Origin of the sequence: Metabacillus litoralis (assembly GCF_007994985.1) — a bacterium.
In the GTDB taxonomy this organism is placed as follows: Bacteria; Bacillota; Bacilli; order Bacillales; family Bacillaceae; genus Metabacillus; species Metabacillus litoralis.
Map to the genome: position 1 here is coordinate 1 of NZ_VOQF01000009.1, position 13209 is coordinate 13209.

Consider the following 13209-nt stretch of genomic DNA (forward strand, 5'->3'; position numbering starts at 1 on the left):
CCCACAGGCGCTTGCGCCGAGGAGGCTTAGCTTCCTCCCCGCGGAAAGCAAATGTCTGCAGCGAAATGGAACGAACTTGTTTCTTTGCTTAACTGAGTTTAAATTTATTCGTCTTTTTGTATGACATCTTTAATTATGTCCCAGCCTTTTTCCTATTACATTTTTTCAGGAGCAGAAACACCAATTAGTGTTAGTGCATTTTGTAGTGTCACTTGTGTTGATTTCATTAATGCAAGTCTTGCACGACTTTTTTCGATATTCTCTGAATCAAGCACTTTTTCAGCATTATAAAAGCTGTGTAAAGTTGATGCTAAATCATAAATATAATTTGTGATTCGGTGTGGAATACGTTTTTGTGCAGCTTCTGTTACAGCTTGTGGGAATTCACCTAATTTTTTCAGTAGATCAAATTCCTTTTCAGATGAAATTTCATCTAGCTTTAAGTTGTCTTCAAAAGTAAGTCCTTGCTCTTCACCTTGGCGAAGCATGCTGCAAATACGTGCATGTGCATATTGAGCATAATAAACTGGATTTTCATTCGATTTTGAAACAGCTAAATCAAGGTCAAAATCCATATGTGTATCAGCACTTCTCATTGCAAAGAAGTAACGAACAGCATCAAGACCAACTTCTTCAATTAAGTCTCTCATTGTTACAGCTTTACCAGTACGTTTACTCATCTTCATTTTTTCGCCATCTTTATAAAGATGAACAAGCTGAATGATTTCAACCTCTAACGTATCTTTACCATACCCTAGCGCTTCAATTGCCGCTTTCATACGCGGAATATAACCATGATGGTCAGCACCCCATACATTAATAAGCTTTGTAAATCCACGATCAAGCTTGTCCTTATGATAAGCAATATCAGGAGTTAAGTACGTATAAGATCCATCATTTTTAATCAGTACACGATCTTTGTCATCACCAAATGTTGTTGAGCGGAACCATGTTGCTCCCTCTTCTTCATAAATATGACCTTTATCCTTTAACGCTGCTAAAGCAGTATCAATTTTTCCATTATGATATAAAGATGTTTCTGAATACCATACATCAAATGGAACACGGAACTCCTCTAAGTCAGCATTCAGCTTACCCATTTCATATTTCAAGCCATATTCTCTAAAAAAGCTTAAACGCTCTTCACTAGATTGGTTAGCATATTGATCACCAAATTCTTCAGCAAGCTTTTTACCAATACCCACTATATCTTGACCATGATATCCATCCTCAGGCATCTCAGCGTCCTTGCCTAAAGCTTGTAAATAACGAGCTTCAACTGAACGAGCTAAATTATTAATTTGATTTCCCGCATCATTAATATAATATTCACGTGATACATCATAGCCTGCTTTTGATAATACATTACATAAAGAATCCCCTACAGCTGCTCCACGTGCATGTCCTAAATGCAGATCACCAGTAGGATTTGCTGAAACAAACTCAACCTGTAGCTTTTCATTATTACCAACATTTGTATCACCATAGCTTGTTCCTGCTTTTAAAATAGATGGAATTAAATCAGTTAAATAGCTATTATTCATATAAAAATTAATAAACCCAGGTCCAGCAATTTCAATTTTATCGATAGAGCCCTTCTCTTTATCAAAATTAGCAACAATTTCATCAGCAATCATACGAGGTGCTTTTTTTGCAACTCGTGCAAGCTGCATCGCCATATTTGTTGAATAATCACCATGTGCTTTTTCTTTTGGAAGCTCTAATAATACATCAGGAATCTGCGCTTCTTCTGCTAAACCAGCCTTTAAAACTGCTGCTTTCACTTCATCTTTTAACCGTTCTTTTACTTGCTCAACTATGTTCATTTGTTATCCTCCTTATACGAAATCATTAGTTTATGTACATGCTTTTCATTTTCATCTATTTGCAAATCATATAAAATAACGAGCCTATCTTCAAGCTCTGTTTTTTCAAATTGTAATGTATGTGTAAATGTTTGAAGCTGTAATTTCCCAAAAGGAGTGCCATAGTCTGTCACTGTTGGTATCGCTTGAATAAAGCGTTGCTTCATAGTCACAGCACCAGATCGCATAACAACGACCTCATCGTCGCCAATCTTCACAGTTGTTCTCACAGATCCAAGCTCATGCTTTTCATTATATCGAAGGTAAATGGAACGACCTTTTTCGATATACTCTCCTGTTGTTGCTACTTCAATCTTTTCAATATCATGATCTTTCTCATTATGAATTTCTGAAACAACATTAATGGAAACAGGTGTGCTTTCTGTCATATCGACACTCCCTTTTCATTCATATCCTTAACTTTAATAGTATAAAGAACGATTTGCAACTGCGCAAGATGGGATTGTTGATATTGCAGGGAAATTCTCCTTAAATTGGGGAGTGTTCCAAGTAAATGGAACGTTGTTTATGATGTTATTTGCTGTTTGGTGGAGTTTATTTGCTAAAGTAGGCATTTTATTTGCTGATTTGTTCTGTTTATTTGCTATTTATTTGATTATATTTGCCGAAATAGCCAATATATTAGAAATGCGACATAATTCGACATCAAAAAACTCTCTGCAACCTCCTCGATGACGCATCAAAAAAGCGGCTAGTCATGAGCTAGCCGCTTTTTTAACGTTATTTCCCGATAAACTGCTGAGTCCAATAGTTACCGCTCGAAACAAATCCCACACCAATATGTGTAAAGTTCCCACTTAAAATGTTTTTACGATGACCTGAGCTATTCATCCATGCATTTACAACCTCTTCCGGGGTACGCTGACCTTTAGCAATATTCTCACCTGCTGCTCGGTAGCTGATGCCAAATTTCTTCATCATATCAAAAGGCGAACCGTACGTCGGACTTGTATGTGAAAAATAATTATTTCTTTGCATATCTAAAGACTTTTCACGTGCCACTTTACTAAGAGCTGGATCAACCTTTAAAGCTGACAATCCATTTTTAGCACGCTCCTGATTAGTTAATTCTACTACCTGCTGCTCAAATTGATTAAGCTGGTATCCTGCTATTTCACTTGATGTGTCTTCTTTTTGAGTAGGCTGCTGCTGAACAGGCTGTTGAGTAGGTTGTGTAACAGGTGTTGTCACCGGTTGTTGTTCAACTTTTTGTGTTTCTACTGGTTGCTGTTGAATGCGAATATTTTTAAAATACTTCTCAAATAAAGCATTAATTTGTTCTGAACTCAGATTACTAGATTTATAAGTATATACCTTCGTATAAGTCGTATTTGAGGCTGCATCCGCTTTATTCGTTAAAGGGTTTGCCATCAATATTGCTGCACTAGCAACGATTGATACGATTAGTTTCTTTTTCATTTTGTTTATCCTCCCTCATTTTCATTCTTCTCTAACTTTCGCAAGTATCGTAACATGCGGTTTTTTGTCATAATTGAGGGAGATTTTAGCAAAACTCAAAAATAGATTACTTTCTAGGAAAAATGACATATAAGTATTTATTCTTTTACAGGAAAAATATAAGATCATTAAAAATTTCAATCTATGTAATAGTTACTAGTTTTCAGAAATAAATGGGATAACATCCAATTCTTTAGTTAAATATGATGGTTGACAAGTTTTTATTATTCTTTAAATATGACAAAATATATCCTCATGGTTACAGGATATTACAGGTTGTCACAATAAAAATGGGGTCAGACCCCAAGAGTCTGACCCCATTCCATAAACTATTATCCTTTTTTCTGTACCCAACCAAGAATCATTTCTCTTAAAATTTTACTAGCTGTATTAGCTGTTTGTTCTGATGGGTCGTAGATTGGTGCTACTTCAACCAAATCAGAGCCAACAACACGTACATCAGAAGCTGCTATTGCGTGAATTGAAGCTAGTAGCTCTTTTGATGTGATTCCACCTGCATCAACTGTTCCTGTACCAGGTGCGTGTGCAGGATCTAACACATCGATATCGATTGTTACGTACACAGGACGTCCAGCAAGCTTCGGCAGTATTTCTTTAAGCGGCTCAAGTACTTCAAATTTCGAAATATGCATGCCTACTTCTTTTGCCCACTTAAATTCTTCTTTCATTCCTGAACGAATGCCAAAAGAGTACACATTAGTAGGTCCAATTAAATTTGCAATCTTTTTAATTGGTGTTGAGTGTGATAAAGGTTCACCTTCATAATCATCACGTAGATCTGTATGTGCATCCATATGAATGATTGCTAAATCAGGATATTTTTTATACATTGCCTTCATGACTGGCCAAGAAACTAAATGCTCTCCACCCATCCCTAACGGATACTTGTCATCCTTTAATAAAGAATCGATATACTCTTCAATCAATTCAATACTTTTTTGTGGATTACCAAATGGAAGGGGAATATCGCCTGCATCAAAGTATTTCACTTCATCTAGTTCTTTATCTAAATATGGACTATATTCTTCAAGTCCAATTGAAACTTCACGTATTCTTGATGGACCAAAACGCGAGCCTGGTCGATAACTAACCGTCCAATCCATTGGCATACCATAAATTACTGCTTCACTTTCCTCATAATTCGGATGACTTTTTATAAATACATTACCTGAATATGCTTCATCAAATTTCATGAAAAATTCCTCCGTTCTTTAAAAAAAGTGAGAGAAAGACCCCTCACCTCATTTCATCTATTCTGTTTTGTTTACATTGCATTTCAATTCTTGAGCCTCTTAAGCTTGACCGAGGCTTAACAGGCGATTACGCTTTTCTATTTGGCTAGCTTCATCGCCTAGCCCCTCGAGGTCTTAAGTTCCTCAAGAGTTGAAGGTAAAGAACACCTTCAATTCTTGAGCCTCTTAAGCTTGTCGGAGCTGAACAGGCGATTACGCTTTTCTTATTTAATCAAGTCACTTACAAACTTCGGTAATACAAAGCATGCTTTGTGAAGTTCTTTTGTGTAGTATTTTGTTTCGATTTCGTGGAAACGATCTTCGCTTACTTCTAGTGGATCGTATTTTTTTGATCCGATTGTGAATGTCCATAATCCACTTGGGTATGTTGGGATGTTTGCTGTATAAAGACGTGTGATTGGGAAGATTTCCTTCACATCACGTTGAACATTTGTGATAAGTTCTGGTGTGAACCATGGGTTGTCTGTTTGTGCAACAAATACGCCATCTTCTTTTAGCGCTTTTGAGATACCAGCATAAAAACCTTTTGTGAATAAGTTTACAGCAGGTCCCATTGGCTCTGTTGAATCAACCATAATCACGTCATATTCATTTTCGCTTTCTGCAATATGCATGAAGCCATCGCCAACTTTTACATCAACACGTGGGTCATCTAATTTCCCTGCAATTTCTGGAAGGAATTTCTTTGAATACTCAATAACCTTCCCATCGATATCAACAAGTGTTGCTTTTTTTACTTGAGGGTGTTTAAGAACTTCGCGAATAACTCCTCCGTCTCCACCACCAACAACAAGTACATTTTCAGGGTTTGGGTGTGTAAATAAAGGTACATGAGCTACCATTTCGTGATAAACAAATTCGTCTTTTTGAGAAGTCATGACCATTCCGTCTAGGAAAAGCATATTACCAAACTCTTCTGTTTCAACCATTTCTAAATATTGAAAATCAGTTTGTTCTGTATGTAACGTTTGTTTTACTTTTAACGTAATTCCAAAATTCTTTGTTTGTTTTTCTGTGTACCATAATTCGCTCATTCTTTTACCATCCTTTCAACCAGCTTTTACTATACGTTTATCCTTACTCTTTAAATTTAAAACTTTTGTCTTGGTTAAGTCTTTAACATAGCCAAAAAACCTAAAGTGAAAGGCACGATCGTATATAGCTTGTCTCATATTATTTTAACCGGTTGATCTCACGAGCATCCGGTATATTTTCTATTTGTTTTTTTGTTATCGAAAAAGATTTTTTGCTTTATAAAAACTACCTGTTATTTCTTTAAAGCTATAGTTGAATCTAGCAGAAAATCAAGGAAAAATCTATGACTTTTTATCAAAATGTTTAAAAAGCTCCTAAAAAACTCATAATGGCTAATAGTATACACGTCCGTAAATAAAAATAAGGAGGTGAGCAGGTTGGATGTTATTACTCCTAAACGTATAAAAATCACATTAAAAACAATTCGTGCTCTCACATTTATAGGGTTATTATTCTTTGTTTTTTTATCAACTGTTATTTTAAGTGTTGTATTATATGCGAAGTGGCAAGGTCCTCCTTCTTTAGCAGTGCCACAATCAACAATTATTTATGCAAATGACGGTTCTACAATAGGTGAGCTCCATAATGGCCAAAAGCGTTATTGGGTAAATCTTGATTCTATTTCTGAGCATGTACTCAACGCCACATTAGCCATTGAGGATCAAAATTTCCATGAACATAATGGATTTGATTATAAACGAATAGCAGGAGCAGCACTTGCTGATCTTAAAGCAATGGCGAAGGTTCAAGGTGCCAGCACAATAACACAGCAGTATGCTCGTAATCTATATTTAGAGCATGAGAAAACCTGGAAGAGAAAATTTAATGAAGCATTATATACGATTCGATTAGAGCAAAACTATAGTAAGAATCAAATTTTAGAAGGCTATTTAAATACGATTTATTATGGTCATGGTGTATATGGAATAGAAGCTGCTGCTAATTATTATTTTGGAAAAAGTGCCAAGGAATTAACATTAGCTGAAGCTGCACTTCTCGCAGGAATTCCGAAAGGACCTAATCTTTATTCTCCTTATATTAATAAAGAAAAAGCTGAAAAGAGACAGTCAATTATTCTGGAAATTATGAAGAAAGAAGACTACATTACGGAAAAAGAACTTGATACTGCGGTAAATCAAAAGCTTGTTTATAAAATAAAAACAAATAATATCCAAAAGGGTATTGCTCCTTATTTTCAGGATGCTATGATGAGTTCTTTAGAAAATGAGCATCAAATTGATGAACAGATGGTCCAAACACAAGGATTAAAAATTTACACTACATTGGATCCTAACATGCAAGAAATTGCTGAGAAACTTGTTGAACAATCGATCGATGAAAAATCAGATATTCAAGCAGGATTTGTAGCCATGGATCCTAAAACAGGCTATGTGAAGGCATTAATAGGTGGTCGTGATTATGCTGAAAGTCCTTTTAACCGGGCAACACAAGCTAAAAGACAGCCTGGATCTTCTATAAAGCCTTTACTTTATTATGCCGCTGTAACAAAAGGATTTACTCCTTCAACGGAAATGAAGAGTGAGCCAACATCCTTTACGTATGATAATGGCAAAGCAAATTATAAACCAAGTAATTACAACGACTATTATGCTGATGATTTTATTACAATGCTTGAAGCGATTGCTTTATCTGATAATATATTTGCTGTTAAAACCCATATGTTTATCGGAATGGAAGAGCTCGCAAAAACAGGGGAACTCTTTGGACTGTCATCAAAAATCAAACAAATTCCATCAACAGCATTAGGAACATCTCCTGTTCGCCTTATTGAGCTTGTTAATGCATATGGAATGCTTGGAAATGGCGGTAATAAGATTACTCCGAAGTTTGTGACAAAAATTGAAAATGCTGATGGTGAGGTCATCTACAAACCAGATAAAACAAAGGAGCAGCTTTTAAATGAACAAGCTGCATTTGTAACAACTCATATGATGACAGGAATGTTTGATACATCCTTAAATAGTTATACATCTGTTACAGGACATAGTATTGCTGATTCTTTAACAAGAGAATATGCTGGGAAATCCGGGACCACCTCAACAGACAGCTGGATGGTTGGTATGTCTCCTCAATTAGTTACTGGTGTTTGGACAGGATATGATAAAGGTAAAACGATTAATCTTGTTCAAGAACGAAGCTATGCCAAAAATATTTGGGCAACATTTATGGAAAAAGCATTAGACGATCAATCAGTAAAAGCCTTCACACCACCAGATGGCGTTGTTGGTGCATATGTTAATCCTGAAAGTGGAAAACTCGCTACAAAGGGTTGTCCTGTTAAAAGATATACCTATTTCATCACGGGAACCGAGCCAACTGACTATTGTGAAGATCATATCGATGAAGTTGAAGAAAATGATGCAAACGAAAACAAGCAAGAAGAAGATCGTTGGTTTGATAAGCTATTTAAATGGTGGGATTAAAGCATATTGATAACAATAAAAAACCCCGAGCAAAGGATGCTCGGGGTTTTTTATGTCCTAGTTTTATAAAACTGTAATCTTAGTCTACTAATTTTATGGAATAACCACAAGAAATTCCCTTGTTGTTCACTGAATTGTCACACTTTAGCCACATATTTCCCTCTTATTAACATATTCACTTGCAAGACATCCAGCAATATCACCTGGAAGCCTTGCCACATCTTTTAGTAGTTTTAACTATGATTTGTTTTAAGATCATCCTTTAATTTTTGCTCAGACAAATTCCACATGTCTTCATTATGATTATGTAAATATCTCGCAAGAATATCTTTTGAACGATCATCCATATGATCAACAATAATATGACGCTTCATTGATTTATCCATACGATTCACATGCTCTGGAAGAGATTTATAGCCTCGTCGTATTGAACGGTCTACTGTAAGCTCACAAGCTGTTACACCTGCATAGTACGGTCCCTCTGCTTTACGATCAATCGTTACCCAAACGAGCCAATACGGCTTCCCATTTGGTACCTCTTCTTTTGTTTTAAGAAACTTAATTCCTTTTTCTACAACACTTCTTGCATGCATAGCCCCTATATCAACAAATGCTTCATCTTCTTCAATATCTATAAAAACAGGTGATACATTATCTAGACTTAATGCACCAATGCCAAATCCTCCATGACCATCTGTTGGATCATTTTTTATAATATTAAAGCCAATGCTTTTTTTCTTTTTATCTTGTTCCATATGAAATCCTCCTTCTAAAATAACTCTATAGATATGTTTTTGAGCTTGATAATAAGTTCAGGCTCATATGCTTAGATTATGGTTAAAAAAATGGACTAAGTATTAAATGAATGATGCTCATGACAATTGTTCTGCCAATTTCTAAAAACGGGTGAATTGTATAAGAATCTAATGGAGTTATCACTAAAATAAGGAAAACAACAATTCCATAGCTTTCATATTGAGTCATTTTTGATCTGATATGAGCTGGTACAAGATCTTCAATGATTCTATATCCGTCTAGAGGTGGAAAAGGCAGCAAGTTGAATAAAAATAACATCACATTAAGTGAAACAAAAAGGCTAAAAAACAGTTCTAATTGTTCCGCATAATTTCCTGGTAGCATTGTCAATAAGCCTGATACATATAGTATGTTCACAATTGCTGTTCCTAAAAGAGCTAGCAATAAATTACTAAGTGGACCTGCAACTGATACTAATACACCAGCAAGTCGAGGTCTTTTAAAAAAGAAGCGATTAACAGGTACTGGCTTTGCCCAACCAAATCCAGCGATAAAGATTAAAATGGTACCGATTGGATCTAAATGTGCAAGTGGTGAAAGGGTCAGCCTTCCTTGTCTTTGTGCGGTTGGGTCACCAAATTTATAGGCAACAAACGCATGTGCAAATTCATGAAGAGTAAAGGCTACAATTAAGGTGATCACAACATACGGAATCATTTCTAAAGGAAATGCTAAAAAGCTGCTAAAATCGTTCATTTATTTCTCCTTTGATATGTTAGTAAAGGCTTAAAAGCACCAGATAACTAGTGTAGCTGTTTGTTGATTTCCTCTCCAGGTTGCTCGCTTTCCGCGGGGCGTGCGGTGAGCTTCCTCGGCGCACAGCGCCTGTGGGATCTCACCTGTCCCGCTGCACCCGCAGGAGTCTCGCACCTTCCGAGAAAATCAACTTACGTAGTTTTTGTTTTTAAAATATATTAAACACAACAAGTTTGTTTTAAACCCCTTTTAATTTGAACCAACATGTAGTAAAACATTATTCATATAGCATAAAGTGTACAAATCTATTAAGTAAAGATACCCACCAAGCTTTGTACATTACTATTTGCTTCTTAGTATTTAATAGAGGACAAAGAAAAGTTTTGAAACCCGTGAAATAAATTAAACACATATCACTATGTACCAATCTCTATATCCTTCTACCTTAACATGTAATGCAATCTATTTTCGAATAAAGTATACTATATTTAAGGATCAATTTCTTGTACAAATGCTTTTGATAGGTTGTTTATACATATTTTTTTATCGACATCATTCACGGAATTTTATAAAAAGGAGAGAGTACAATGCCATATGTAACAGTTAAAATGCTAGAAGGCCGAACAGAGGAACAAAAAAAAGCTTTAGTTGAGAAGGTTACAGCAGCTGTATCTGAAACAACAGGTGCTCCTGCAGAGAAAATTGCGATCTTTATCGAAGAAATGAGCAAAAACAATTATGCATTAGGTGGTAAACGTTTAAGTGACGAATAGATAGATATATAAATGAAAATCTGATTCACCAGATATAAAAGAGGAAGCCATTTAAAGGTTTCCTCACTTTTATTACTAGCAAAAACAAAACAGGAATTAGTGATCAATGCTTTAAATTGTCATTTAGTTTACGATTTGATGCAATATCATCTTCTCCATCAAGAAGATGCTTCATGCCACGAACAAGGGTATCATCCTCAAGCAGGCTCCAAATGTGATAACCAAAGTCCTCACGCTTTAATAGCACTTCTTCTAACACCTGTACTGTGCCAAAATCATTTAGTTCATGAGCGCGGCTAATTGTTTTTCTCATCATGCCTTGAATTTTAATTTCATGTTCTAGGTCATTTCTTAGAAAGTCTCTCATTGTGTAGCGACCTTCTACTTCATGCTTAATATATGAAAGCTCATGCTGAGTAACAGGGTGAGCGGTTGGCACCATCCCTAAGCGTGCAACTCTTTCACCAATCATATCAATATGCTTTTTTGTTACATCAATATGTTCATCTAAAATATGATGTAAGCTACCGAATGACTCTGCTCCTTCTGTTAACCAATGATGTTTCGTGTATTGGTTCATTGCCACATTTAATGCACAATTATGTTCATCTAGCTGCAAGCCCATCTCCTGACGTGTTTCGTAAGGTAAACTAATCCCACTACCTTCTTTTCTTGCCATCCTTGGTTCTTGACGTAAAATCATTTTGTCTTGGTGGTTTGACTGATGTCCTGGCATTTGAGGATCAAAGCCTGTTTTGTTTAATTTAAATTCATCATGTGAAAAACCTTGATTATCATGTGATTCCATATGATCACTCCTTTTTATCTGTTTTACACAGATAGTGTGCACAAGGAGCGAGATATTATGAATAGAGAACTAAAAAAAGCCGCCACATCGAATTAATGTTGGGCGACTTCATTTTTTATAATATCTTTTACTTTTTCAATATATAGATATGCTTCATTCACTTCTTCCTCAGTGTAGCGCTGCTTGCTCTTTAACGTGAATACCTTTTCTTTTACTTCTTTTTTTGAATGCCCTTCAAAGTAAAGAATGGTTGAAACAAGCTCTAGAAAGCGTGAACTTTGTTCATTTAAATTCAACATACAGTCTTTTAGTGGTGGTAAATCTAAATCATAATGTCCTAAAAAATCACTTCCAGCGTCTGTTAGTGAATAACGATACTGAAAATAACCACCCTTTTTTTCATGAATTTCATTTAAGAAGCCTAAATTACAAAGCTCTTCAATACGAAGAGTTAATTCCTCTGAGTAAGGTCCATAAAAATGGAAATTATATTTTTCATAGAAAGGAAGCTCTATTTTCTTTGCAATATAAATCATCTTTTGTAACTTTTTCCGACCAATGATTTCCCCAGCTGATGAGATTACTTCCATCAGCTTAGCATGTTCTTTCATCAAAGCCCCGTCATCTCCTAACATCTCTTTGTTTCTATCATTATGACTATTTCTTTATATTTAATAATTCAAGGATTCTCTTTTTTGCCGTTCGTTTTGTTGATAAATCCTCGATTAAGTCTAGTGGAAAATATAATTTATGATCTGTTCTTCTTTTACCGGATATGGCATCAACAATTTCTGATTGTCTTGATAACTCTTTTAAATCACCATTTGGCATTAATAAATGAATAGGCAGTCTCTCTTCTTCTTCACCTGGACGATAGAAGTCATATGGCAGATCAGAGGATGAATCAACAACTAGATAATATTCTGGATCAATTCCAGCTTTTTTAAATAGTGTTGTTAACTCAATTAATGTCATCATTTGAATATTAGGATTAAATTCAACAAACTTAAATAATTGGCGATTCATGAATCTTCTACATAAATCACTCAAAATCGGATCAGTTTCCTCAAGCCATGCTTGAAAATAATAGAGAATGATTGATTCATCTAACTTTAAATAGTCTTCTAAAGTTAGTTCATCTTCAAATATAGAATAAAAATGTATAGGATTATGTTTAAAGGAATAAAATTCGTGATGCAGTTGTTTTGCTCGATGGAGAATTTTAGTAAGGATAACTTCAGCGCTTCTAGTAACTGGGTGAAAATAAACCTGCCAGTACATTTGATAACGACTCATAATATAATCCTCAACAGCATGCATTCCACTACTTTTAATCACCACTTGATCTTCTCTTGGACGCATAACACGAAGAATACGTTCCATATCAAAATGACCGTAGCTAACACCTGTATAGTAGGCATCTCGTTGTAAGTAATCCATTCGATCGGCATCAATCTGACTAGATATTAAACTTACAACCTGTTTCTTTTCATAAGTTTTGGCAATAACTTCAGCAACCTTCTTCGGAAAGCTATTATCGACTTTACTTAAAACAGCATGAACCTCAGTATCACCTAAAATAATTTTCTGCGTAAAATCTTCATGATCCAGATGAAAAACTTTTTCAAATGAATGGGAAAAAGGACCATGTCCTAAATCATGCAAAAGTGCTGCACAAAGACATAATAATCTTTCTTCATCATCCCATTCAGGACGACCATTAAATACATCATCAACAATACGTCTTACAATTTCATATACCCCTAGAGAGTGGTTAAATCGGCTATGCTCAGCACCATGAAAGGTTAAGTATGTTGTGCCTAACTGACGGATTCTTCGCAAACGTTGGAATTCCTTCGTTCCAATTAGATCCCAAATAAGCTTGTCACGTACATGTATATAGCGGTGAACGGGATCTTTAAAAACCTTTTCTTCAGACAACTTTTCATTTAGCATTGTCTTTCCCTCTTCCGTTCTATCATTTTTAAGGATGTTTTCGTAACTAAATCGACTGCTTTT

12 protein-coding genes are annotated in these 13209 nt (G+C 35.4%); 2 read left to right on the forward strand and 10 right to left on the reverse strand.

Features of this window, described 5'->3' with window-relative positions; translation table 11 throughout:
- Positions 1–155: 155 nt before the first annotated feature.
- The 5 genes from argS to speE all read right to left on the reverse strand — a co-directional run bounded on the left by argS (position 156) and on the right by speE (position 5652).
- Positions 156–1826 carry an arginine--tRNA ligase gene (gene argS / locus FS935_RS16245; RefSeq protein ID WP_146949696.1) on the reverse strand — a complete coding sequence of 557 codons (1671 nt, stop codon included), beginning with the start codon at positions 1824–1826 and terminating at the stop codon, positions 156–158.
- A complete protein-coding gene (locus tag FS935_RS16250; RefSeq protein ID WP_146949697.1) occupies positions 1823–2254 on the reverse strand; it encodes a YwiB family protein in 432 nt (143 codons plus the stop codon). Before FS935_RS16250 ends, argS begins: the two co-directional genes overlap by 4 nt.
- A 352-nt stretch (positions 2255–2606) precedes the next feature.
- On the reverse strand, positions 2607–3305 hold the full coding sequence (locus FS935_RS16255; RefSeq protein ID WP_146949698.1) for a CAP domain-containing protein: 699 nt from the start codon (positions 3303–3305) through the stop codon (positions 2607–2609).
- 371 nt (positions 3306–3676) lie between these two features.
- Positions 3677–4558 carry an agmatinase gene (gene speB, locus FS935_RS16260; RefSeq protein WP_146949699.1) on the reverse strand — a complete coding sequence of 294 codons (882 nt, stop codon included), beginning with the start codon at positions 4556–4558 and terminating at the stop codon, positions 3677–3679.
- 263 nt (positions 4559–4821) lie between these two features.
- Complete coding sequence (speE, locus tag FS935_RS16265; protein ID WP_146949700.1) at positions 4822–5652, reverse strand: spermidine synthase; 831 nt, start codon at positions 5650–5652, stop codon at positions 4822–4824.
- A gap of 378 nt (positions 5653–6030) precedes the next feature.
- Between speE and FS935_RS16270 the strand changes: the two genes are divergently transcribed.
- On the forward strand, positions 6031–8097 hold the full coding sequence (locus FS935_RS16270) for a transglycosylase domain-containing protein (RefSeq protein ID WP_146949701.1): 2067 nt from the start codon (positions 6031–6033) through the stop codon (positions 8095–8097).
- Between the two features lie 233 nt (positions 8098–8330).
- On the opposite strand, the gene FS935_RS16275 is transcribed toward FS935_RS16270, so the two are convergent.
- Positions 8331–8852, reverse strand: coding sequence for a YwhD family protein (locus tag FS935_RS16275; protein WP_146949702.1), 522 nt, complete (start codon positions 8850–8852; stop codon positions 8331–8333).
- 82 nt (positions 8853–8934) lie between these two features.
- Positions 8935–9609, reverse strand: a complete 675-nt coding sequence (locus FS935_RS16280) for a site-2 protease family protein (protein WP_146949703.1) — start codon at positions 9607–9609, stop codon at positions 8935–8937.
- Between the two features lie 587 nt (positions 9610–10196).
- Here FS935_RS16280 and thmT point away from each other — a divergent pair.
- On the forward strand, positions 10197–10382 hold the full coding sequence (gene thmT, locus FS935_RS16285) for a 2-hydroxymuconate tautomerase (protein WP_146949704.1): 186 nt from the start codon (positions 10197–10199) through the stop codon (positions 10380–10382).
- A 103-nt stretch (positions 10383–10485) separates the two neighbouring features.
- On the opposite strand, the gene FS935_RS16290 is transcribed toward thmT, so the two are convergent.
- The 3 genes from FS935_RS16290 to FS935_RS16300 form a co-directional block, all read right to left on the reverse strand.
- Positions 10486–11190 carry a Dps family protein gene (locus FS935_RS16290; protein ID WP_146949705.1) on the reverse strand — a complete coding sequence of 235 codons (705 nt, stop codon included), beginning with the start codon at positions 11188–11190 and terminating at the stop codon, positions 10486–10488.
- 92 nt (positions 11191–11282) lie between these two features.
- A complete protein-coding gene (locus FS935_RS16295) occupies positions 11283–11804 on the reverse strand; it encodes a YwgA family protein (RefSeq protein ID WP_146949706.1) in 522 nt (173 codons plus the stop codon).
- Between the two features lie 43 nt (positions 11805–11847).
- On the reverse strand, positions 11848–13146 hold the full coding sequence (locus FS935_RS16300; RefSeq protein WP_146949707.1) for an HD domain-containing protein: 1299 nt from the start codon (positions 13144–13146) through the stop codon (positions 11848–11850).
- Positions 13147–13209 lie beyond the last annotated feature (63 nt).